We start from the raw sequence: 22290 nt of genomic DNA, 5'->3' as shown, positions 1-22290 counted from the left end.
GTTGTCGATAGAAGGAAGGCGTCATGTCGTCCGCAACCACACCCCGCACGTCCGCCGCCCCTCGACGGGCCGCGCTCACCGACCCGGGCTACCAGGCGTTCGTCATCCTGCGCACCGGGTTCGCCGTGGCGCCGATCCTGTTCGGGCTGGACAAGTTCGCCAACCTGCTCGTGGACTGGCCCGCCTACCTCGCGCCGTGGATCAACGACATCGTTCCCGGCAGCGCCCAGTCGGCCATGTACGCCGTCGGTGTCGTCGAAATCGTCGCGGGCATCGCCGTCGCCCTCGCCCCCCGCTTCGGGGCCTGGCTGGTCGCCGGATGGCTCGTCGGCATCATCGTCAACCTGCTGACCATCCCCGACTACTACGACATCGCGCTGCGCGACTTCGGCCTCCTGCTCGGCGCAGTCGCCCTCGCCCGGCTCGCCCAGCGCTACCACGGAACCCGGCCGTCGGACTGACAGCAAGCAGCAGCCGCTGAGGTGACGAGGCGGGTGGGCCCCCACCATCGGCTCACCCGCGGGCGACGCCTTCGCGGCCTCGACAGCCCGGGCGCCATCCGCACCCTGACGCAAGGGAGAGGGGCATGACCGAGAACTTGGACCGGCTGGCCGCCGAAGGCGTAGCGGTCTGGCTGGATGATCTGAGCCGGGAACGGCTCGCCAGTGGCCGGCTGGCCGACCTGGTGCGTGATCAGCGGGTGGTCGGCATCACCAGCAACCCGACGATCTTCGCCAAGGCGATCCGCTCGGGCGGCCGCTATGACGAGCAGGTTGGCGATCTGGCCCGACGCGGGGTACGGGTCGAGGAAGCCGTCAGGCTGCTGACCGCGTTCGACGTGCGCTGGGCTTGCGATGTGCTGCGCCCGGTGTACGAGGCCGGCGACGCGGCGGACGGGCGGGTGTCAATCGAGGTCGACCCTCGCGTCGCCCACGACACGGCGGCGACCGTCGCCGAGGCACGGGCCCTGTGGTGGCTGGTGGACCGGCCGAACATGTTCGTGAAGATCCCCGCCACGCGGCAGGGCTTGGAGGCGATCGGCACGGCGCTCGCCGAGGGCATCAGTATCAACGTGACGCTGATCTTTTCCCTCGACCGCTACGACCAGGTGCTCCGCGCCTTCCTGGACGGCATGGGCAGAGCGCACGCGGCGGGACGTGACCTGGCATCCATCGCATCGGTGGCCTCCTTCTTCGTCAGCCGGGTGGACACCGAGATCGACAGCCGCCTGGACAAGATCGGCACGTCTGAGGCACGGGAACTGCGCGGACGGGCCGCGATCGCCAACGCACGCCTGGCCTACCAGCGTTTCGAGCAGGCACGCGCATCAGAACAGTGGAAGGCTCTTTCGGCGGCAGGGATGCGCCCGCAACGCCCACTGTGGGCCTCCACCGGGGTGAAGGACCCCGCCTACGACGACACCCGCTACGTCGACGAACTGGTGGCACCCGGCGTGGTCAACACCATGCCCGAGCAGACTCTGCGTGCGGTCGCGGACCACGGCCGTATCCAGGGCGACACCATCCACGGCACGTATGCGGCAGCCCGGCAGGTACTCGATGACCTTGAGGCTGTCGGAGTGTCCTACGACGACGTGGTGCGTGTGCTGGAGGACGAGGGCATCAGCAAGTTCACGGCCTCCGGCAACGAGTTGTGGGAGCAACTGGATGCCGAACTGCACGCCAAGCGCGTCGCCGCCTGAGCAGCCGGTCGCCAGCCGGACGGTCCCGGCAGAGCAGTCGCATGCGGCGCCGGCGAGGCCGCCCTGCGCCTGCCGGCCGAGGAGGCCGGCATCCGGGACGTATGGACGCAGCCAGGTGCTGAAGGGCCCTTCCTGGTGGACGTGACCAGGCCGGGGCAGCACAGGTACGGCCCCCGCCTCCGGGTCGGCATCCGCTACCTCTTCCGTGCCCATTCGGGCGCGGTCTTCCCGTCGGTGCCCGAGACGGGCGCAGCGGCCTGGGTGCCCCTGCCGGAGATACGCGTCCCGTCAGTCCGCTGCCGCCTGGAGCACCACCTGATCGGAACCCGATGAATCCCCGACACCAGCAAATCGCCTACGTGGTGGGCCTCGTCGCAATCGGCGGCTCCCTTCTGCCCGGCATCTGGAGGGGCTGATGTACGAGCGCAGGACCAAGGAGCCGCCATCCATACCGCCTCCGCCTGTCGGAACCATGGGAAGTACCCGGCCACCGAGCGATGTCCGCGTCGGTGACTTCGTGTACCTCGACGGCGAGTACCGGCGGGTCCGGGACATGAGGTCCACCGGAACCGCAGCCCACCGCGTGCTGATCTTTGCTGGGCGAAAGCCCTGGATCATGCGAGAAGCCCGGACCACGTACCGGCCCATCGACTTCCGCTGACCGCCCTGTTCGGGCGTCGCCCCTTCATCCGCTCCGGCTCAGCGAGGCGGAGCGGATGCGCAGGTCGTCGAGGTCGACGTCCCGGCGGCGGAGGCCGGCCGGCTCTTCCGATCGCATCGGGCCGTACGCGCCGAGGTAGACCATGAGCCGTCACCGCACCCCGGTGGCGTTGGCGAGCGCGTCGACCTGGGTGACGGTCGCGATGCGCCGCTCGGCTGCCTCGCTCCTTACCGGCGCCCTTGATCCGGCACGGGTTGCGCGTGATCAGCTCGTCATCCACGGCCGTCTCCATGACGAGGTCGAGGCCGCGCTCACCGAGTACGAGCAGGCCATGTTCCCCCGCAGCACCGAGGTCGCCACCTTCGAAGGCGCCGAGGTCCACGGGATCGACTCCGGCGACAACACAGCCCACGCCCTGATCAATATGATCACCGAGAAGGCCGGAGTGAGGTCCGCCCGTCCTGCCCGGGGCAGTTCCTCGCGGTAGGACGGTGAGGAACCGCGCAGGCTTGAGCGGCCTCGACGGCGCGCCCGGCGTCGGCTCAGTAGGAGCCGTTGGCCTGCCAGAACGCCCATGCACCGCAGGGGCTGCCATAGCGGGCGTTCATATAGTTCAGGCCCCACTTGATCTGCGTGGCCGGATTGGTCTGCCAGTCGGCTCCGGCAGACGACATCTTGGACCCGGGATAGGCCTGTACGAGACCGTATGCCCCGGAAGAGGGGTTGACCGCCTTGTGGTTCCAGCCGGACTCGTGGTCCACGATGTTGCTGAAGCACTGGAACTGATCACCGGGCACCATCTGCCGCGCGATGGCCTGGACCTGGGCAACGGTGTACGAGGACTGCGGCGCGAGGCTGGAAGGGCCCGTCGACGAGGAGCCCGTCGACGAGGAGCCGGCCTGCTGCTGCGCCTCCTGACGATCCTTGGCGTCCTGCAGGGCTTTCTGTTGGGCCTCCTTCTGCTTGGCCTCCTTCTGCTTGGCGATCGCGTCCTTCGCGGCCTGCTTGCGGGCCGCCTCCGCCGCGGTTTCCCGCACGCTGTTGTCCGCGGCGATGGCCTGCGCGTCGGCCTGTTGAGTCAGGGAGGCCGTTTGTATCCGGGCCTGCTGCCCCATGGGTATGTCTGCGAGGAGGGTCGAGCCGCTCCCCGTCGTTTCAGCGTCGTTCACCGACTGGCCGGTGCTGCTCTGGGCAACCCCGGTAACGGCGCCGACAGTGGTGACCGCGGTGGCAGAGACCACCGCGAATCCCCGGACTAAATTCCCGCTCACACGTTGTCCTTCCAGCTTCGTCAGATCAAGGTTGAACTTCGCAGGATTAAGACGGTTGATCGGCCGCACTGGTGGCAACGAATCCGAGCGCTGTACGGAAGAACACCAGCTGCCGGAGCTTGCCTTGTTGACCACGCGGATGTAGCGGGCGGTGGTCGTGGGCAGCAGGATGCGGGTCACGGTGCTGCCGGGGCCTGTGGCGATGGGCTCGCCCCAGGTGGTGCCGTCGTCGGAGGTGTAGACCTCGTACTGGCGGGCGAAGTCGCCGGAGGATGCGGTGGAGTCGAGGACGAGCTGGTCAAAGGTCTCAGTGGAGCCGAGGTCCAGCTGGAACCAGTCTCCGGGCCGCATCCCGTGCCCCGAGCTCCAGCGGGTGGACGCGTCACCGTCGATCGCCTTGGACGGCGGGTCGTCCGAGCTGCTGGCCGAGGCTGTCGCCTGCCAGCCGTCGCGGGAGAGGGCCGTTTCGCCGGTGGGCGAGGTGAGCGAGGCGCCAGTGGGCAGGGTGTGGCCGAGCCACTGGTCGCCGACGCGCACCTGGGGCGCTGGGTGAGCAGGGCGCTGTCGTAGGAGATCAGGGCCTTGCTGCCGTCGGGGTTGCGGAAGGGGACGTCGACGGAGCCGATGGCGGCCGGGTCGGTCTCGCCGCTCTGGTTTCCGGCCCAGGTGAACGTCGCGGCTGCCCCCGCCGCCAGAGTGTAGCCGTCACGGCGGCGACCGCGCTGGTCGCCGGATGCGCGACGGGAAGCGGCGGCAGCACGTCCGGAGCCAGCGGCGACACGCTCACCCTGTGGACGCACAACGCCGGCAACTCGGCCGAACTCGACCTCGTCAACAAGATCATCAAGGATTTCAACGGCTCCCAGAGCAAGTACAAGGTCAAGCTGCAGGCGTTCCCGCAGGGCGACTACAACAAGTCCGTGGTGGCGGCTGCCTCCGCCCGTAAGCTGCCCTGCCTGCTCGACGTGGACGGCCCGAACGTGCCCAACTGGGCCTGGGGCGGGTATCTCGCCCCGATCGACGTCTCCGGCAGCGAGGTCCCGCTGGACGACCAGCTGCCCAGCACCGTCGGCCGCTACCAGGACAAGGTCTACGCGTTCGGCCACTGCGACGTCTCCCTCACCTTCTTCGCCCGCAAGTCGGTGCTGAACAAGTACGACATCCGCGTCCCGACCATGGACAAGCCGTGGACGAAGGACGAGTTCGACTCGGCGCTGGCCAAGCTGAAGAAGAGCGGCAAGTTCGAGTACCCGCTGGAGATGGGCACCGGCAGTCTCGGCGAGTGGTACCCGTACGCGTACTCCCCGCAGCTGCAGAGCTTCGGCGGCGATCTGATCGACCGCGACGGCTACAAGACCGCCTCGGGCGCCCTGGACGGCGAGAAGGCCGTGGAGTGGGCGACCTGGTTCCGCTCGCTGGTGGCCAAGGGCTACATGTCGAAGAAGTCGGGCGCCGACCCCAACAAGGACTTCCTGGCCGGCAAGAGCGCCATCCACTGGGACGGCAGCTGGAACGCCGCCAAGAACGCCGAGAAGCTCGGCGACGATCTCGCGATCATCCCGCCGGTCGACTTCGGCGACGGGCCCAAGATCGGCGGTGCCTCCTGGCAGTGGGCGATGAGCTCCACCTGCTCCAACAAGGCCGACGCCGAGGCATGGCTGAAGTTCACCCGCAAGACCAAGTACTTCGTCGACTAAGCCAAGGCCACCGGCACCATCCCGGCCACCGACGCCGCCGCCGAGCAGATCGCCGACTACCAGCCGGGCGGGAAGTTCAACGTGTTCGTCCAGTTCGCGCAGAAGTTCGCGATGGTACGCCCGGTCACCCCGGCCTACCCGTACATCGCCACCGAGTTCGAGAAGGCGACCCAGGACATCCTCGCCGGGGCCGACCCCAAGGACGCGCTCGGCCAGGCCGTGAAGGACATCGACAACGACCTCAAGTCGAACAACGACTACGCCGGCTGACCCGCCCCGGTCCGGTTCGGGCATGAGCGCTCCGCCGGCTGTGCCGATATGCGGCTCCGCCGCGGGGCCGCGATGTCGCCGATCGTCCGCGGCGCCGTCGTGGCCGGTCGATCCCCCACTCTCGGCTTCGCTCGAGCGGGGTGACCCCCATCGCGGCGGAGCCGCATGTGTCACGCCCCGCGCCCCTTCGGGGCGCTGCCCGAACCGGACCGACACCTCCCCCCTGGAGCTACCGTGACCACCATGATCGCAGCCCTCGCCCGGCTGCGGCCGGTCCGGCGAACCCGTACGACCAGCGCCCGCCGCCGGGAGAGCATCACCGCCCTCGGTATGGCCACCCCGGCCGTGGTGCTGCTGGTCGTCTTCGTCGTCGTACCGCTCGCCCTCACCTTCGCCCTGGCCTTCACCGACGCGCGGCTCGTCTCACCCACCCCGGCCCGCTTCGTCGGCCTCGACAACTTCACCCGGCTCTTCGACGACCCGGTCTTCTTCAAGTCCCTGCGCAACACGGTGTACTTCACCGCCGTCGTCGTCCCGTTCCAGGCCGGACTCGCCCTGGTGCTGGCGCTGCTGGTCAACGCGAAGGTGCGGGGCGTCAACTTCTTCCGCACCGTCTACTTCCTGCCGGTCGTCACCTCGATGGTGGTCGTGTCCCTGCTGTGGACCTTCCTCTACCGGCAGGACGGCCTGGTCAACCACATCATCTCGGCGCTCACCCTCGGCCACGTCGACGGCCGGGACTGGCTGGGCGACCCGGCCACCTCCATGCCCGCCATCATCCTGATGTCGGTGTGGCAGGGCGTCGGCTTCCACATGATCATCTGGCTGGCCGGGCTCCAGACCATCCCCGCCGAGCTGTACGAGGCCGCCGACCTGGACGGAGCCACCCGTTGGCACCGCTTCCGCCATGTCACCTGGCCCGGACTGCGTGCCACCCGCACGTTCGTCCTGGTCACCATCACCATCCAGGCGTTCGGCCTGTTCACCCAGATCAACGTGATGACCAAGGGCGGCCCCCTCGACTCCACCACCACCGTCGTCTACCAGGCGGTGCGCGCCGGCTACGAGCAGCAGCAGACCGCGTACGCGGCGGCGATCTCCCTGGTCTTCTTCGTGCTCGTCCTGACCGTGTCCCTGATCCAGCGCTTCCTGACCCGGGAGAAGGACTGATCATGCCCTCCTTCCTCAAGCATCTCGGTGGTCACGTCGGCCGCGTCGTCCTGGCCCTGGTCTTCGCCCTGCCGCTGCTCTTCATGCTGATCTCGTCGTTCAAGGCGGACGACGCGATCTTCAGCGACATGGGCTCCCCGCGGGCCTTCCTGCCGGTCGGAGCCCTGTCACTCGACAACTACACGGGCGTGTTCGAGCGGGTCCCGGCGGCACGGTTCCTGCTGAACTCCGTACTCATCTCGTCCGCCACCGTCGTACTGGGCATCCTCGTCAACAGCATGGCCGCCTTCGCCCTGTCCAGGATGCGCATGCCCGGCCGCAAAGCTCTCCTGACCGCCGTCATCGCCACCCTGATCGTGCCGTTCGAGACCTTCGCCGTGCCGCTGGTCTGGTGGATCAACCAGCTGCCGCTGTTCCGCGTCAACGGCTTCGACCTGGAGTTCACCACCGGCTGGATGGACACCTACCAGGTCCAGATCCTGCCGTTCGTCGCCAACGCCTTCTCCGTCTTCTTCTTCCACCAGTACTTCCAGAGCATCCCGAAGGAGATCGACGAGGCGGCGGTCGTGGACGGCGCGGGCTGGTTCACCATTTACCGCCGCATCGTCATGCCGCTGTCCGGCCCGGCGATCGCGACCGTCGCCATCCTGACCTTCCTACCCGCCTGGAACTCGTACCTCTGGCCGCTGGTGGTGGTGCAGAGCGAGGAGCTGCGCCCAGTGATGGTGGGCATCTCCTACTTCTTCCAACTGAAGGTGAGTTGGGGCGAGATCATGGCGTACTCCTCCGTGATCACCGTGCCGATCCTCGCCCTGTTCGTGGCCTTCCAGCGGTCGTTCGTCAACAGCATCGCCTCCACCGGCGTCAAGGGCTGACCCCGCGCTCCGCCGACTTCCCACACCGAAAGGACCTCCGCGTGTCCGTCATGCCCGGCGACCCCCACCTGCCCGAGGTACACCTGAGGCCGCCCCGCAACTGGATCAACGACCCCAACGGCCTCGTCTTCCACGACGGCCACTACCACGTCTTCTTCCAGTACAACCCGTACGGCCCGCAGCACGCGAACGTCCACTGGGGCCACTACCGCAGCCCCGACCTGATCAACTGGGAACCGCTCCCGGTGGCCCTCGCCCCCACACCCGGCGGCTACGACGCCGACGGCTGCTTCTCCGGCAACGCCGTCTCCACCGAGGGCCGGCTCGTGGCGTTCTACTCGGCCCACCGCGCCGACCGCTGGTGGCAGCCGGTCACCACGGCCGAGTCGTACGACGGCGGCCACCATTTCACCAAGCGGCCCGAGTCGCTGATCCCCGAGCCGCCGACCGTGACCACCATGTACCGGGACCCCTATGTCTGGCGGCAGGACGACCGCTGGCGGATGCTGGTCGGCTCGGCCCTCGCCGACGGCCGCGCGGCCGTCCAGCTCTACGAGTCCGCCGACCTGGAGCACTGGGAGTACCGGGGCCCTTTCCACACCAGCGACACGGCCGCCGAACCGATCGGCTGGGAGTGCCCCCAGTACGCGCCCCTCGGTGACAACGGTGTCCTGATCGTCAGCGACTGGACGCCGAAGGACGGCCCCCGCGCGGTGTCGGTCCTGACCGGCCGCGAGAAGAACGGCGGCTTCACGGCCGCCACCCCTCCCGTACCACTGGACCACGGCCCCGACTTCTACGCCCCCGCCCTGCTGAGGGCCCCCGAGGAGGACCGCTGGCTGCTGTGGGGCTGGGCGTGGGAGGCCCGTGACGCCGACTGGTCGCACGAGGCCGGCTGGGCGGGCACGCTGACCCTCCCGCGCGAGGTGACCCTGGCCGACGACGGCACGGTCGTCCAACGCCCCGCCCGCGAACTGCTCGCCCTGCGCGGCGAACGCGTACTGCACCGTACGGGGCGCGTCACAGGCTCCGAGGCGGTCGAACTCGGCCGGGTCAGCCGGACGTTCGACCTCACCGCCGTCCTGACACCCGGAGCCTTGGGCACCTGCGGTCTGCGTCTCGTCACCTCGGCGGACAGCAGGGAGTATCTGGATCTGAGCTTTGATCCCGAGGCCGGTCACCTCGTCATCGACCGCGACCACGGGTCACTGGATCCCCGAGCCCGCCCCGGCAAGTACACCGTTCCCTGCCAGGCCGCTACGGTGCCGGGTGCCTCCGGCGAGGTGCGCGTCGTCGTCGACCGCTCGATCGCGGAGGTCTACGTGACCGGTGGTCAGGTGGCGACACTCCGCTTCTACCCGACGGGCGAGGGCCCTTGGCGGCTCGAAGCCACGGCGTCAGGCCCCGGCGGCGGCCAATACGCCGTCGAGGCATGGGACTTGCGCACCGGCGGTATCCGACACGACCTCTCTCACGACCTTCTCCCAACGGCCCACGGACACCACGCGTGACCGCGATCGTGCTCGGCGAGGGCCTGGACGCGGGCGGGCTGCCGGAGCGGAACTCGCGTGGACAGGCCCCCGGGTGTGTGACCCGCTCGACCGCGCCGTGCGGTCGATGCGCCTTCCCGGCCCGGTCGTGCGGGGCGGATCAGCGCAGACCGGCGAAGAGATCGTTCTCGGGTACGGCCGCGCCGGTGGCGTCCTGGACACGGACGAAGGTCTCCATGCCCATCAGCTCGCCGAACCGCTCCTTGCCCATCTTCAGGAAGAAGATGTTCTCGCCCTGACTGGCGTGCGCGGCCAACGCGTCGAACTTCTGACCGCTGAACGCCGTGGTGTCCACCCACGTGGTGATCTCGTCGTCGGGGAGGCCGATCTCGGCCAGCGCGGCGGCCTCGGCAGGATCGGGCTCCGGCATGTCCTCCTGGAACTCGCGCATGACCTCGCCGAACCGCCGCATCATCGAGCGGGGCACCGTGGTCCAGTACACCTTCGGTGCCGGCGCGGTCATCTCCAGCGCCGCCATCGTGATGCGGTGGGCCTGGATGTGGTCGGGGTGGCCGTAGAAGCCGTTCTCGTCGTAGGTGACGACCACATCGGGCCGGTAGTGCCGCATGAGTTCCGCGAGCCGGGCCGCGCCTTCCTCCACCGGGGTCTGCCAGAAGGATCCGGGGGCGTCGTTGCCCGGCCAGCCCATCATCCCGGAGTCGGCATAATCCAGCGTCTCCAGATCGCTGACCTTCAGGACCTCACAGCTCGCCTCGAGTTCTCGACGGCGCATCAAGGCGACCGCCGCCGGATCGTGCCCGGGATCGCCGGGCTTGACACCGCCCGGTCCGTCACCGCAACCGCCGTCGGTACACGTCACGAGAACCGTGCGGATGCCTTCCGCCGCGTACCGCGCGAGGACCCCTCCGGTTCCGGTGGCCTCGTCGTCGGGGTGGGCGTGCACCGCCATGAGCGTCAAGGGCCGGCCAGTCATGAAACAGTCCTCCTGCAGACATACGTCTTGATCCGAGTGCGCGGCGGGCGTACCGCGATCTTGGGGACCGGATCCTGGTGGGGCGGACGACCTTGTGGCCTCCGAGTCCCCTGCCCATGCGGCGCCGGTCCCTCGTCGATGCAACCGTGCCGACCGGACCGGCTGTTCCCGGCGCGGCCGATTGCCCTTCCAGGCGTCGGCGTTCAACGCGAACGAGGTACAGGCGCGACCCGCATGTCTCAGCGCTGCGCCTGGCGGCAGCGGCATGTCAACCTGCAACACCTCGCCGGAGGCCCCGGGCCGGATGGTCGGAGAGAGGCATGACGGCGTCCGGGGCATACGGACCCGGCCGGATCCGCATGCCCCAGACGCCGCACGACCCATCGGGCCCATGGTTCGGGTGGCCCGGCCTGCTGTGACGTGCAGGCCGGGCCGTCGATCACCTCAATCGCGTGGTGGCCGGTCCGGTGCCGGCGTGATTACGGTTCGCACTGCGTCGCGTCGCCTGCCGGGTGCCGCGTCGGCACCTGCAGCGCCGTGCCGGGCTTGACCTCGCGCACACTGTCGCTGCCGATGCCGACCCGCACGGGGAGTGGCGGGCCGGACCGCAGGGTCAGCTTCGTTGTCCGCCGGCCGACCGACAGGTCGAACGTGCGGCCCTGCCATTTCACCCGGGTGATGTCCACGCCCGGCAGTTGCGGCGGCAGGAAGGGGTCGATGGTGATCGCGTCGGTTCCCCAGCGCATGCCGGTGAAGCCGTAGAGGAACTCCTGCAGGTAGCCTCCCTGGCCGGTGGTGAAGTTGAAGGCTCCGCCGTTGCGGGTCTCGTACCACTGGTTGAACGGTGCGGCCTGGTACGGCTCCGCGCTGCGCCGCATGTAGGTGTAGACCTGGCAGCCCGGTGATCCGAGGGCCGCGCCGGCGATGGTGGCGATCGCGTCCGTCATGGACGGGCCGTTCGGGTCGGTGCGCGCCTGGTAGTAGTCGAGGTCGTTCTGGGCCAGGCCGGCCGGCATCGGGACAGCCCAGGGGTATTGCAGCAGGGTGACATCGGCCTGCTTGACGGTCTGCCCGTTGTAGCCCTCGAACTCGGGGTGGATGTTGAGAGTCGTGTCCACCGGGATCTTCAGGCCGTCGGCCACCTTGCTCCATTCCGGGTCGGCGGGCCGGCCGAGGATGCGGGCGGCGCGGACGGCGATACGCAGCGATGCCTGTGCGCCGGCGTTGGTGGTCACGCTGTTGTCGACGTAGTCGTGGTACTCGTCCGGGCCCATGACGTCGTTGATGTCGTATCCGCCGGCCGGGTCGGGCTCGGCGCGCGTGGCCCAGTAGTCGGCGATGTCCTTCAGTACCGGCCACGCCTTGTCCCGCAGCCACTGCTTGTCGCCGCTCGCCTGGTAGTACTGCCACTGCGCCAGGGCGATGTCGGAGTTGATGTGGATCTCGGTGTTGCCCTCGTTCCAGGGCGGCGGGGTCTCCTCCTTGCCGGTCAGCGCGCTCTGCCACGGGAACTTCGCGCCCTTGATCGGGTGGGCGGGAGTGGACAGTTCCTTCGCGGCGGCCCTGGCGGCGGGCAGCAGTTTCTGCCGGTAGGTGTTCGCGCCGAGTGCGATGTCCGGGTACTGGGCGAGCAGGGCCGGGTACATCCAGGTCTCCATGTCCCAGAACACGTGACCACCGTAGCCGTCCGAGGACAGTCCGGCCGGGCTGACGCTCCAGTCGACACCGGCGCGCGTGCTCGCGAGCAGGTAGAACATGGACGCGCGGATCTGGGCGGTCATGGCGGTATCACCGGGGATCGAGATGCTCGACTGCCACAAGCGTGCCCATGCCTTGTTGTTGCCGGCAAGCAGCCGGCGGTGCGCCGCACCTCCTCGACGCGGCGCACCGCGCGGGGCCGCCAGGCCCGCGCCGCGTGGGTCCTCGCCGCCCCGTTCCTCGCCCTGTTCCTCGCCTTCATGCTGCTGTCGGTCGTCTGGTCGACACTGATGAGCCTGACCGACACCAAGAGCGCCGACCTGCGCACCCCGCTGAACGTGTCGTTCGTCGGTTTCGACAACTACGTACGGCTCTTCCAGGATCCGCAGTTCTTCACCGCCCTGCGCAACACGGGCGTCTTCGTCCTGGTGGCCCTGCCCCTGACACTGGCCACCGGGCTCGCCGCGGCGGTCGCCCTCGACCGCGGCATCCGCCGCTTCCGCACCGTCTTCCGGGTCGGCTTCTATCTGCCGGTGATCACCAGCATCGTGGCCAACCCCGACGGCTCCACCGCGCTGGTCACGTACAACTCCGGCAGCGGCGACCGCACCTTCACCGTCCGCTGGGGCAAGCGCCACTTCAGCTACCGGGACTTATTCGCAGTGCTCCGGCGTTCACGCCGGGGGTGAAGCGAATCTGATGGTGCGACGCGGAGCGTCGCGGTTTCGGGTCCGGCGGAGCCGGATACGGCTGGTGGCGCGTAGCGTCACCAGGGCCGGGCAGGGCTTCACGCCGGGCGGTTCTGCCGCTCGATGTACTGCTTGACCACGGTGAGCGGGGCGCCGCCGACGGTCCCGGCGAAGTAGGAGCCCGACCACAACTTGTTCGCCCGCCAGTAGTGGCGTACCAGGTCGGGGAACTCCTTGCGCAGTCGGCGGGAGGAGACGCCTTAAGGCCGGTGAGCTGTCGAAGAAGCTGATCACCCAGGCGAAACTGACCGAGGCCCGGTCCTGGCTGGGCGAGGTCTCCGCGGTCGTCCTGCAGCAGTCCCTGCGCGACGCGGAGACCGCGTACCGGAACTTCTTCGCCTCCCTCAAGGGCACCCGCAAGGGCCCCAAGACCGGCCCGCCCCGCTTCAAGTCCCGTAAAGATGCCCGGCAGTCGATCCGGTTCACCGCCAACGCCCGCTGGCACCTCACCGACAGCGGCCGGCTGAACCTGCCGAAGATCGGTCCGGTGAAGGTGAAGTGGTCCCGCACCCTGCCCGCCACCCCGACCTCGGTCACCGTCATCAAGGACGCGGCCGGAAGGTTCTTCGCCTCGTTCGTCATCGACACCGACCCGGCCGCCGACGCCGCCCGGATGCCCGCCAGTGACCGGACAGTCGGCATCGGCCTTGGGCTGACGCACTTCGCCGTCCTCTCCGACGGCACGAAGATCGACTCCCCCAGGTTCCTGCGCCGCGCGGAGAAGAAGCTGAAGAAGGCCCAGCGCGAGCTGTCCCGCAAACAGAAGGGATCCAGCAACCGCGAGAAGGCGCGACTCAAGGTCGCCCGCGCCCACGCACAAGTGACGGACGCCCGCCGTGAGTTCCACCACCAGCTCTCCACTCAGCTGATCTCCGACAACCAAGGGATCGCCGTGGAGGACCTGGCGGTCAAAGGACTGGCGCGCACCAAGCTGGCGAAGAGTGTGCATGATGCGGGCTGGTCGCAGTTCGTACACATGCTGGAATACAAAGCGGCTCGGTACGGGCGGACCCTGGTGAAGATCGGCCGGTTCACACCGACCAGCCAGGTCTGCTCGCGGTGCGGGGCCCAGGACGGCCCCAAGCCCTTGCACATCCGGACCTGGACCTGTGCCGCCTGCGGTGCGGTCCATGACCGGGACCACAACGCCGCGAAGAACGTCAAAACGGCCGCCGGACTGGCGGTGACAGCCTGTGGAGCGCAGGTGAGACCAGGACTCGTCCCGGCACAGCGCGACGAAGCAGGAAGCCACGGATTCCCGACCCAAGCCCGTGCCGCGTAGCGGCACAGCAACGGAACGGAAGGCCAGAATCCTCGGGCTTCAGCCCGAGGAGCAAGTCAACTCTCCAGCGTCGCCAAGAAGACCGCGGGCAAGTGGCGCGTCGCTCCGCTGCCGCAGTGGACGGCGGGCGGCAGCGACCAGGGCGACTGGGGCGGTTCGAGCTTCTCGGTGACCTCGCAGACCAAGCACCCGAAGGAGGCCACCGAGGTCGCCAGGGAGCTGTTCGGCACCTCGGAGGCCGCCTGGAAGATCGGCATCGACCAGGCCTACCTCTTCCCGCTGTCCAAGCCGATCCTCAACGGCGAGTACTTCAAGACCAAGAAGTACGACTTCTTCGGCGGCCAGCAGATCAACGAGGTGTTCGTGCCCGCCGCGAACGGCATCGGGAGCTTCGACTGGAGCCCGTTCCAGGACTACGCCTACAACACCGACACCAGTGAGGTGGGCAAGGCCCTCCAGGGTCAGACCTCCTGGTCGTCCGTCTCCGACAACGTCCAGCAGCAGGTGACCTCCTACGCGACCAAGCAGGGATTCAAGGTCAGCGAGTAACCGGCCGATTCCCTCCGGCCCCCACCGCCCCCGCCGACGCCCGAGCGTCGTACGCCCGCCGTCGGCGGGGGCCCCGCAAGACGCGCAAGGAGAAGTGATGAGCCTGCTTCGACAGCAGGGACCCACGGCCGCCGTGCCCCTGCCCCGGCCGACCCCGCAGGGCGGTGGCGCCCAGGCCGCCGGCCGGAAGGCGGGCCGGCGCACGGGACGGCTGAGCGGCCGTACCCGCCACAAGGCCATGGGCCTGCTGCTGGTCACCCCGTTCGGTCTGCTCTTCCTGGCCTTCCTGGTGGCCCCGCTGGTGTACGCCTTCTGGCTGAGCCTGAGGACCTCCACCCTGGTCGGCGGTGACCACTTCAGCTGGTTCACCAACTACAAGCAGACCTTCACCGACCCGCACTTCCTGTCCGGCGTGCGCCGCGTGATCGTCTTCGGCCTGGTGCAGATCCCGGTCATGCTGGGGCTCGCGCTGCTCGGCGCCCTCATCATCGACGAGGTCAGCAGCCGGCTCGCCAAGGTCTTCCGGATGACGCTGTTCATGCCGTACGCCGTGCCCGCGGTGATCGGCGCGCTGATGTGGGGCTTCCTGTACAGCCCCACCTTCGGCCCGGTGAACTCCCTCAGCCACGCGCTCGGCCTGGGGAAGGTCGGCCTGCTGGGACACAGCCTGATGCTGACCTCGCTGGGCAACATCGTGACCTGGCAGTGGACCGGCGACTCGGTCAACACCTACGCCGTCAACGACCTGGTGGCCGTGGTCGACGCGGTCGAGGACAAGGAGGCCGCCGAACTCGCCGCCGAGTACGTCGAGTCGTACGACGTGGTCCCGGCCCTGCGCCCGGGCGGCATCCGCCACGACTCGCTGCTGTACGCGGCCCGTCTGGAGCTGGGTCTGCGCGGCTTCCTCACCGAGGGCGGCTTCACCGCCTTCACCACCAACTTCGAGGACCTCGGCGGACTGCGCCAGCTCCCCGGAATCGCCGTGCAGCGGCTGATGGCCGACGGGTACGGGTTCGGCGGGGAAGGCGACTGGAAGACATCGGCCCTGCTGCGCACGATGAAGGTCATGGGCGCCGGACGTCCCGGCGGCACCAGCTTCATGGAGGACTACACCTACCACCTCGGCCCGGGCACTCCGCGCGTCCTCGGCGCCCACATGCTGGAGGTCTGCCCCTCGGTGGCGGCCGACCGCCCCCGCTGCGAGATCCACCCCCTGTCCATCGGCGGCCGCGAGGACCCGGTCCGTCTGGTCTTCGACGCGGCCGAGGGCCCCGCCGTCGTCGTCGGCCTCTCCGACCTCGGCGACCGCTTCCGGCTGACCGCGAACGCCGTGGACGTCATGGCCCCGAGCCAGCCGCTGCCCCACCTGCCGGTGGCCAGGGCCGTGTGGAAGCCGCGCCCCTCGCTGGCGGAGTCGGCCGAGAGCTGGCTGCTCGCGGGCGCCCCGCACCACACGGTGCTCAGCTCGGCGGTGGACCTCGAAACGCTCACGGACTTCGCGGCCATGGCAGGCGTGGAGCTGCTGACGATCGACGAGAACACGACCTCCGACCGACTCGCCAAGGAGATCCGCTGGAACGCGGCCTACCACCGCCTCGCCCAGGCCCTCTGAGACAAGGAACCGACCATGACCACAACTGTCCGGGAGAGCCTGCGCCGTGAGGTACTGGAGGCGAACCTCGCCATCCCCCAGGTGGGCCTGGCGACCCTGACCTGGGGAAACGTCAGCGGGGTCGACCGGGAGGCCGGTGTGTTCGTCATCAAGCCGTCCGGAGTCCCGTACGAGGTCCTGACGATCGACGACCTGGTGACGGTACGCCTGTCCGACGGCGCGGTGGTGGAGGGCGACCTGCGGCCCTCCACCGACACCGAGACCCACCGCTGCCTGTACCTGGCGTTCCCGTCCGTCGGCGGCGTGACCCACACCCACTCCACGCACGCCGTGGCCTTCGCCCAGGCGCACCGGGACATCCCCGTCCTCGGCACCACCCACGCCGACACCTTCAACGGGCCCATACCCGTCACCCGCGACCTCACCGAGGAGGAGTGCGCGAAGGACTACGAGTACAACACCGGCCACGTCATCGTGGACCTCCTCGACGGCGACGACCGGCGGGCCGTCGAGGTCCCCGCCGCCCCCGTCGCGGGGCACGGCCCGTTCACCTGGGGCGCCACCGCCCGCAAGTCCCTGGAACACGCGATCCTCTGCGAGGCCGTCGCCGACATCGCCCTCCACACCATGTCCCTGTCCCCGTCGGCCCCGCCCCCTCCCCACCTCCTGAACCGCCACTACACCCGCAAGCACGGCCCCGACGCCTACTACGGCAACCCGGAGCCGGCGATGCCGTGACTTCGGGAAGGGCGTGCGCACGCCGTAGTTACCGGCTGGTTCTTCTTTTTAAGTCTCAAGCGGTCATGACATACTCACCGGCACCTTGGCCCCGGCCGTCCACTGACCGTTTGTGAAAGCGATTGCCAGTGAGTCCGAGAAGCTGTCTGTCCTCCTGCGACGCACGGAAGGCGGCGTCGTAGTGGGGCGTCCCGAGCGACCGCTGGACCCCGACGCCGGTCCCGTGCAGCGGTTCGCCCACGAATTGCGATCGCTACGCCAGGAGGCCGGCTCCCCGTCCTACCGCTCGATGGCCCAGCGGGCCCGGCTCTCGGTGACCGCCCTGTCGCGGGCCGCCTCGGGTGAACGGCTGCCGTCGGTCGCGGTGGTGCGTGCCTACGCGCAGGTGTGCGGGGCGGATCCGGACGTCTGGGCCGACCGGTTGAAGGCGGTGGCCAAGGAGACGACGGCGCGTGCCGGGCAGGAGGGCGAGTCGCCGTACCAGGGGCTGGCCCGGTTCGAGTCGGGTGACCAGGACCTCTTCTTCGGCCGGGAACGGCTGACCGAGGAGGTGGTGGGGCTGGTGCGGGAGCACCGGTTCGTGGTGGTGCTCGGCGCCTCCGGCAGCGGGAAGTCCTCGCTCCTGCGGGCGGGACTGATACCCCGGCTGCAGACCCTGGCGCGCGAGGCGCACTGCGAACCGGAGATCCGGCTGATCACGCCGGGGGCTCGGCCCGCCGCCACCCACGGCCCGCTCCTGACACCGCGACACGACGGGCGGGAACGCCTCGTGGTGGTCGACCAGTTCGAGGAGATCTTCACGCTCTGCCGCGACCGCTCCGACCGGTGGCGGTTCGTCGAACAGCTGCTGACCGCCAAGGACCCCGCCGGCGGACTGCGCGTGGTCATCGCCGTGGGCGGCACCTTCTCCGACCGGTGCGCCGAACACCCCGGTCTCGCCGAGGAGTTACGCCACACCGCGCTGACGGTCCGGCCGATGAACCGGACCGAACTGCGGGAAGCGGTCGTCGGACCCGCCACGCCGCGGGCCTGCGCGTGGAGCGGGAACTGACCGCGCGACTGGTCGAGGAGGTCGTCGACCAGCCCTGCGCCCTGCCGATGCTCTCCCACGCCCTGCGCGAGACCTGGCGGCGCCGGCGCAGCGGGGTGCTGACCCTGGCCGCGTACGAGGAGGCGGGCGGCGTCCACGGAGCGATCGCCGCGGCGGCCGAGCACGTGTACGGGGGGCTCTCCGACGGCCAGGCCGAGGCCGCCCGGCGGCTCCTGCTGGCGCTGATCAACCCCGGTGAGGGCACCCCCGACACCCGCCGCCCGCTCCGGCGCGCCGATCTCCGGGAGTGGCTGGACCCCGAGGTGCCCGTCGTCCTCGAACGGCTGGTCCGCGCCCGCCTCGTGACCCTCGACGAGGAGAACGTCGAACTCGCCCACGAGGCCCTCATCACCGGCTGGCCCCGGCTGCAGCGGTGGATCGAGGAGCACCGGGAGCGGATGCGCGAGCACCGCCACCTCAGCGAGGCCGCCCGTGACTGGCAGGAGCACGGCCGTGACCCCGGCATCCTGTACCGAGGTGCCCGACTCGCCGTCGCCGACGTGCTGTTCGGCCGGGGCCGCAACGACGACGACCTCACCGGCCGCGAACGGGCCTTCCTCAGCGCCTCCCGCGTCGCCCACTCCATGGAGCGCTGGACGGCCGGCCGTATGCGCAGCCGGTTGCGGCGCCTGACCGTCGCCCTCTCCTGCGTGGTGGCGGGAGCGCTGGTCACCGGGCACGTCGCCTGGCAGGAGCATCGCGCGGCCGACATGGCACGCACCCGGGCCGCCGCCCGTGAGGCCGCCGCCCTCGCCGGCCGCGCCCGGGCGACCGACCCCCGCACCGGCGCCCTCCTCAGCGTCGCCGCCTGGCGGCTCGCCCCGACCGCCGAGAGCCGCGCGGCCCTCCTCACCGCCCTCGCCGAACCCGAACTCGACGTCTTCACCGGCCCGGTCCAGGGCGGGGAGGGCCGCGTCTTCCTCACCGACTCCGGCCGCACCCTGCTCACGGTGGGCGGTGGCCGCTGGTCGGCCTGGGACGTGGACACACACCGCCGGACCGGTTCCGGCCCGCTGCCGGACGTACCGGTCACGGCGGTCAGCCCGGACGGGGGGCGCTGGCCCTCGCCGGTGACGGCGACCAGATCTTGTGGCATCTGCCCGTGAAGCGGGACGACGTGGCCGATGACCGTACGGCGGCCGATGACGGTACGACGGTTGAGGACCGGACGGTGGCCGACGACGGCACGGCGGCCGATGACCGTACGGCGGCCGACGACCGCACGGCCACCGGTCGGCGTACGACGGCCGGCCCCGTCCTCGGCTTCGGCGCGGGTGGGAACAGCTATGTCGTACGCGGCTCCGGCAAGCGCCCGACGGCGCAGGTGCGCGCCCTCGCGGACGGCAGGCTGCTGTTCGAGACGGCGGCGACGGCGGCCGGTACCGCGCGTTCGCCGCGTGCCGGGCAGCCGACGGATGGCATGTACGCGGCGGACGGCTCGTATGCGACCCGAGCCACGTACTCGGCCGTAGCCGCGTACCCGGTCTCCAGTGCCGACGACCGGCTGGTGGCCGTCTGCCGGCCGGGCAGGCCGCTCGCGGTGTGGGACACCGTCAGCCACCGTGCGCTGCGCGGAGCCTGGCGGAGGGCGCGGACACCGGACTGCTCGTCCACGGCCTTGGTCTTCGACCGGGGCGGTACGCGGCTCGCCGCCGTGTCGGACACCGGGATACGTGTCTGGGACACCACCTCGGGGCAGCGACTCGCCGCCCTCACGGTCCCGGAAGTCCGGCACCTCGCCTTCACGCCGGACGGGTCCTTCCTGGCGGCGGGCCCCGACGAGACGACGGTGTGGCGGATCTCGGCACCGGACGCGCCGGTGTTCCGCCACGCCCTGGCCGACGGACCGGTCACCGCCCTCGCCTGGGACCCCGACAGCCCGACACTGCGTTACCTGGCCGGCGGCACGGTCCACTCCCTCGACGTCTCGGCCCCCCTCACCTCCCGGTGGCGCGACCGGCCGCTCGACGACGCGCTGCTCAGTCCGGACGGCCGCCTCCTGGCCACCGCCGAACGGTCCGCCGACGGCTACCGCGTCCGCCTGCGCGACACCCGCGACGACCGCCTCGTCGCCGAACTGCCCATGCCGGAAGGGGCGTTGGGTCGTCCCCTGATGGCCTTCAGCCCCGATGGCAGCGCTCTCGCCTACGGCGTCACCGCACCGTCCGACGCCCTGTCCGACTCCGCGTCCGACTCCGCGTCCGACACCCTGTCCGACGCACCGTCCCTCGCCGCGTCCCTCGCCCGGTTCGTCGTCTGGGACGTGCCGCGCCGCCGCACGATGTCCGCACTCGCCCTCGGCGCCCCGTCCGCGTCCGCGACCCCACCCGTCGTCCGCTCGATCGCGCTCACCCCGAAGGGCCGCCGCCTCCTGGTCTCCCTGGCCACGCCCACCGGATCGCTCACCGGACAGGTGTGGGACACCGGAAGCGGGACGGTGACGGCGGGGCCGGACGCCCTCGCCGCAGCCCTGAAGGAGTCCCTGTCCGCCGGTTTCACCGGCCGCCGGACGGCGCTGCCCTTCGGCCTGGACGCCGAGGTGCCGCCGGACGAGGGGGACGGCTCGGGCGTCCTCGCCCTGAGCGCCGACGGCACCCATCTGGCGACCGGCGGGGCCTTCGGCACGGTCACGCTGTGGGGCGGCGGCACGAACCGGCACCGGGAAGCCGTCCTTCCCGCGATTCCCGCCACGCCCGGCTGCGCCCACTGCGCCCGGATCACCGCCCTGGCCTTCAGCCCCGACGGCCGTACCCTCGCGGTCGGTTACGGCTCCGGCGACCTGCGCCTCTGGGACGTACCCACACGGAAGCCCCTCGGCGGCAGCCTCAGCACCCCGGGCGAGGCCATCGACTCCCTCGCCTTCAGCGCGGACGGAGGTCACGTCCACGCGGGCAGCGGTCACGTCCCCGTGCAGAGGTACGTCATCGACCCCGCCCGCGTCGCGGCCCGCCTCTGTGCCCGTACGGGAACGACCCTGAGCGCCTCCGAGTGGCGCGCCTATCTCCCGGACGTGCCCTTCCGCCGCGTCTGCGACCCGTCCGACGCGGGCGCGGGCGCGGAGATGGAGGCGGGCGCGGAGGCGGAGGTGGACACGGCCGTGGAGGCGGACGCCGTCGCCGAGCCCACCCCCGGAATGAGCGCGGCCCGCACCGCCGCTCCGACCCCGAAGACCGCTCCGGACCCGGCACAGGCACCGCCCCGCAGCACGCCGTCCGGGAAGAAGACGAAAAAGACCCGTCCCGCACCGGAGAAACAGGACCGGCCGGTCTCCGAAAAGGCCTCCAGAGGCTCGGACGAGGAAGCCGGTGGACGCCCGGACAAGGAAGACCCGGGCAGCTCCCGTTCGCGGCGTCCGCAGGACAAGCGCGGCGGACGTCACTGAAGCGGTCGCCGATTACCGGCTGCTTACCGGTTGCCGGACCCCAACCCGTACGCGGCTGTCCCGTTCGTCGGGGTTACGCGACGGTAGCCCCCTCGGTCGAGTTGTTTACCCCTCTGACCTGCATGGATCAACAACCCCACGCCCTCCAGAGTGGACCCCCGAACGGCTCGACATCACCAGGACAGCGCTTCGCCCGAGCGCCGTCAGGATTCGGCATTTCCCGAATTCCGGCGGTGCCGTTCGGCATTTTCCGTGCGAAATTAAGAGGCGTTTACGCGGATTTAATTTCAGCAAATCCTGGAATCCTGTTGACCATTCCGGAACCCGCCTCGATAGTTATGCCAGTCGCCGGACGGACCCCCTTCCGCCGGCACCCAACCCCCCTCGTGGAGTTATCGATGCAATTCGTGCGCCGTAACAACAGCTCCGCCAACCGCTTCCTCCGCGCAGCCGGAACCGTCTCCGCCCTCACCCTGGGCGCCTCGCTCCTGGCCGCTCCCCAGGCCATGGCCGCCAGCAGCCCCACCACCAAGGAACTCCTGAACGCCTGCAGCTGGGCCGACCTCTGCGAGTTCCACCCGCAGAGCTACTCGGAGTACACCGGCCCGCGCCACCAGGTCGGCGCCACCGCGTACAACTGCGGGTCCCAGACCAACCAGAAGAGGATCGACTGGTCGGACACGACCGCCACGACCAACTCGGTCGGCGTCGCGGTCACCGTCGGCGTCAAGTTCTGGGAGGTCTACGAGGCCTCCGTCGAGGTCAGCTACCGGCACGACTGGACCACGTCGCACACCGACACCGAGAGCCACACGATCAACATCCCGTCCGGCTCCAAGGGTTGGATCGAGCGCGGCACGTCCAAGCAGAAGGCCAAGGGCTGGTACGAGATCCACTTCGGCAAGCGCTACTACGGCCACTACATCTGGTACGTCAACAACTACGAGTCGTCCGGCTACAACTCCAGCAACCCCAGGAACGGCTACGTCAACTTCAAGGACACCAAGATGACGGCGGCCGAGCGCGGCGCCCACTGCTGAGGCGCACCGTCGACCGCGGG

General features: G+C 69.9%; 17 protein-coding genes and 5 pseudogenes. 16 read left to right on the top strand and 6 right to left on the bottom strand.

Going from position 1 to position 22290, the window contains the following annotated elements; genetic code table 11:
• Window positions 1-23 precede the first annotated feature (23 nt).
• The 3 genes from STRIP9103_RS06040 to STRIP9103_RS06025 all read left to right on the top strand — a co-directional run bounded on the left by STRIP9103_RS06040 (window position 24) and on the right by STRIP9103_RS06025 (window position 2363).
• On the top strand, window positions 24-461 hold the full coding sequence (locus STRIP9103_RS06040) for a DoxX family membrane protein (protein ID WP_009300758.1): 438 nt from the start codon (window positions 24-26) through the stop codon (window positions 459-461).
• 125 nt (window positions 462-586) lie between these two features.
• Window positions 587-1702, top strand: a complete 1116-nt coding sequence (gene tal / locus STRIP9103_RS06035; RefSeq protein WP_009300784.1) for a transaldolase — start codon at window positions 587-589, stop codon at window positions 1700-1702.
• 472 nt (window positions 1703-2174) lie between these two features.
• Window positions 2175-2363, top strand: a complete 189-nt coding sequence (locus tag STRIP9103_RS06025; protein WP_234022129.1) for a hypothetical protein — start codon at window positions 2175-2177, stop codon at window positions 2361-2363.
• Between the two features lie 13 nt (window positions 2364-2376).
• On the opposite strand, the pseudogene STRIP9103_RS06020 reads toward STRIP9103_RS06025, so the two are convergent.
• The 3 genes and pseudogenes from STRIP9103_RS06020 to STRIP9103_RS51245 all read right to left on the bottom strand — a co-directional run.
• Window positions 2377-2658 (bottom strand): annotated as a pseudogene (locus STRIP9103_RS06020) (tyrosine-type recombinase/integrase); the annotation flags it as partial.
• Window positions 2659-2905: 247 nt separating this feature from the next.
• The gene (locus tag STRIP9103_RS51250; RefSeq protein ID WP_048819783.1) at window positions 2906-3634 is read right to left on the bottom strand and encodes an aggregation-promoting factor C-terminal-like domain-containing protein; all 729 of its coding nucleotides are present in this window, start codon (window positions 3632-3634) and stop codon (window positions 2906-2908) included.
• A 111-nt stretch (window positions 3635-3745) separates the two neighbouring features.
• Window positions 3746-4171, bottom strand: a pseudogene (locus STRIP9103_RS51245) (discoidin domain-containing protein); the annotation flags it as partial.
• 8 nt (window positions 4172-4179) lie between these two features.
• On the opposite strand from STRIP9103_RS51245, the gene STRIP9103_RS06010 reads away from it, so the two are divergent.
• The 5 genes from STRIP9103_RS06010 (at window position 4180) to STRIP9103_RS05995 (ending at window position 9157) form a co-directional block, all read left to right on the top strand.
• The gene (locus STRIP9103_RS06010; RefSeq protein WP_199790515.1) at window positions 4180-5331 is read left to right on the top strand and encodes an ABC transporter substrate-binding protein; all 1152 of its coding nucleotides are present in this window, start codon (window positions 4180-4182) and stop codon (window positions 5329-5331) included.
• Between the two features lie 81 nt (window positions 5332-5412).
• A complete protein-coding gene (locus tag STRIP9103_RS50555; protein ID WP_009300782.1) occupies window positions 5413-5601 on the top strand; it encodes a hypothetical protein in 189 nt (62 codons plus the stop codon).
• A 243-nt stretch (window positions 5602-5844) separates the two neighbouring features.
• Window positions 5845-6771, top strand: coding sequence for a carbohydrate ABC transporter permease (locus tag STRIP9103_RS06005; RefSeq protein WP_234022128.1), 927 nt, complete (start codon window positions 5845-5847; stop codon window positions 6769-6771).
• 2 nt (window positions 6772-6773) lie between these two features.
• A complete protein-coding gene (locus tag STRIP9103_RS06000; RefSeq protein WP_009300785.1) occupies window positions 6774-7646 on the top strand; it encodes a carbohydrate ABC transporter permease in 873 nt (290 codons plus the stop codon).
• A 50-nt stretch (window positions 7647-7696) separates the two neighbouring features.
• Window positions 7697-9157, top strand: a complete 1461-nt coding sequence (locus tag STRIP9103_RS05995; protein WP_100243859.1) for a glycoside hydrolase family 32 protein — start codon at window positions 7697-7699, stop codon at window positions 9155-9157.
• 139 nt (window positions 9158-9296) lie between these two features.
• Here STRIP9103_RS05995 and STRIP9103_RS05990 read toward each other — a convergent pair whose 3' ends face one another.
• Window positions 9297-10130 carry a PIG-L family deacetylase gene (locus STRIP9103_RS05990; protein ID WP_009300755.1) on the bottom strand — a complete coding sequence of 278 codons (834 nt, stop codon included), beginning with the start codon at window positions 10128-10130 and terminating at the stop codon, window positions 9297-9299.
• A 479-nt stretch (window positions 10131-10609) separates the two neighbouring features.
• Entirely contained in the window at window positions 10610-11911 is a 1302-nt protein-coding gene (locus tag STRIP9103_RS05985; protein WP_078613814.1) for a glycosyl hydrolase family 65 protein, read from the bottom strand.
• Between the two features lie 78 nt (window positions 11912-11989).
• Here STRIP9103_RS05985 and STRIP9103_RS05980 point away from each other — a divergent pair, with 78 nt between their 5' ends.
• The gene (locus STRIP9103_RS05980) at window positions 11990-12517 is read left to right on the top strand and encodes a carbohydrate ABC transporter permease (RefSeq protein WP_009300757.1); all 528 of its coding nucleotides are present in this window, start codon (window positions 11990-11992) and stop codon (window positions 12515-12517) included.
• 98 nt (window positions 12518-12615) lie between these two features.
• Here the strand turns inward: STRIP9103_RS05980 and STRIP9103_RS05975 are convergent.
• Window positions 12616-12774 (bottom strand): annotated as a pseudogene (locus tag STRIP9103_RS05975) (IS200/IS605 family transposase); the annotation flags it as partial.
• A gap of 8 nt (window positions 12775-12782) precedes the next feature.
• Here STRIP9103_RS05975 and STRIP9103_RS05970 point away from each other — a divergent pair.
• The 7 genes and pseudogenes from STRIP9103_RS05970 to STRIP9103_RS05940 form a co-directional block, all read left to right on the top strand.
• Window positions 12783-13859: pseudogene (locus STRIP9103_RS05970) on the top strand (RNA-guided endonuclease InsQ/TnpB family protein); the annotation flags it as partial.
• Between the two features lie 168 nt (window positions 13860-14027).
• Window positions 14028-14408 carry a hypothetical protein gene (locus tag STRIP9103_RS05965; RefSeq protein ID WP_048819774.1) on the top strand — a complete coding sequence of 127 codons (381 nt, stop codon included), beginning with the start codon at window positions 14028-14030 and terminating at the stop codon, window positions 14406-14408.
• Between the two features lie 97 nt (window positions 14409-14505).
• The gene (locus STRIP9103_RS51240) at window positions 14506-16020 is read left to right on the top strand and encodes an L-arabinose isomerase family protein (RefSeq protein WP_009300788.1); all 1515 of its coding nucleotides are present in this window, start codon (window positions 14506-14508) and stop codon (window positions 16018-16020) included.
• A 15-nt stretch (window positions 16021-16035) separates the two neighbouring features.
• Window positions 16036-16758: an L-ribulose-5-phosphate 4-epimerase AraD gene (araD, locus tag STRIP9103_RS05955; protein WP_009300777.1), complete on the top strand. Its 723-nt coding sequence runs from the start codon at window positions 16036-16038 to the stop codon at window positions 16756-16758.
• Between the two features lie 112 nt (window positions 16759-16870).
• Window positions 16871-18954, top strand: a pseudogene (locus tag STRIP9103_RS53400) (helix-turn-helix domain-containing protein).
• On the top strand, window positions 18951-21230 hold the full coding sequence (locus STRIP9103_RS05945) for a WD40 repeat domain-containing protein (RefSeq protein WP_048819773.1): 2280 nt from the start codon (window positions 18951-18953) through the stop codon (window positions 21228-21230). The pseudogene STRIP9103_RS53400 and the gene STRIP9103_RS05945 overlap by 4 nt, the downstream one beginning before the upstream one ends.
• Window positions 21231-21628: 398 nt before the next feature.
• Window positions 21629-22270, top strand: coding sequence for a hypothetical protein (locus STRIP9103_RS05940; protein WP_009300768.1), 642 nt, complete (start codon window positions 21629-21631; stop codon window positions 22268-22270).
• Window positions 22271-22290 lie beyond the last annotated feature (20 nt).

The sequence above is a fragment of the Streptomyces ipomoeae 91-03 genome (genome assembly GCF_000317595.1).
GTDB lineage: Bacteria > Actinomycetota > Actinomycetes > Streptomycetales > Streptomycetaceae > Streptomyces > Streptomyces ipomoeae.
This window is presented reverse-complemented; position numbering and strand designations above follow the sequence as displayed.

Excerpts from the sequence above, each read along its gene's own strand:
- STRIP9103_RS06040 (WP_009300758.1), top strand. The coding sequence starts at position 24 with ATGTCGTCCGCAACCACACCCCGCACGTCCGCCGCCCCTCGACGGGCC.
- tal (WP_009300784.1), top strand. The coding sequence starts at position 587 with ATGACCGAGAACTTGGACCGGCTGGCCGCCGAAGGCGTAGCGGTCTGG.
- STRIP9103_RS06025 (WP_234022129.1), top strand. The coding sequence starts at position 2,175 with ATGGGAAGTACCCGGCCACCGAGCGATGTCCGCGTCGGTGACTTCGTG.
- STRIP9103_RS06005 (WP_234022128.1), top strand. The coding sequence starts at position 5,845 with ATGATCGCAGCCCTCGCCCGGCTGCGGCCGGTCCGGCGAACCCGTACG.
- STRIP9103_RS06000 (WP_009300785.1), top strand. The coding sequence starts at position 6,774 with ATGCCCTCCTTCCTCAAGCATCTCGGTGGTCACGTCGGCCGCGTCGTC.
- STRIP9103_RS05995 (WP_100243859.1), top strand. The coding sequence starts at position 7,697 with ATGCCCGGCGACCCCCACCTGCCCGAGGTACACCTGAGGCCGCCCCGC.
- STRIP9103_RS05990 (WP_009300755.1), bottom strand. The coding sequence starts at position 10,130 with ATGACTGGCCGGCCCTTGACGCTCATGGCGGTGCACGCCCACCCCGAC.
- STRIP9103_RS05985 (WP_078613814.1), bottom strand. The coding sequence starts at position 11,911 with ATGACCGCCCAGATCCGCGCGTCCATGTTCTACCTGCTCGCGAGCACG.
- STRIP9103_RS51240 (WP_009300788.1), top strand. The coding sequence starts at position 14,506 with ATGAGCCTGCTTCGACAGCAGGGACCCACGGCCGCCGTGCCCCTGCCC.
- araD (WP_009300777.1), top strand. The coding sequence starts at position 16,036 with ATGACCACAACTGTCCGGGAGAGCCTGCGCCGTGAGGTACTGGAGGCG.
- STRIP9103_RS05940 (WP_009300768.1), top strand. The coding sequence starts at position 21,629 with ATGCAATTCGTGCGCCGTAACAACAGCTCCGCCAACCGCTTCCTCCGC.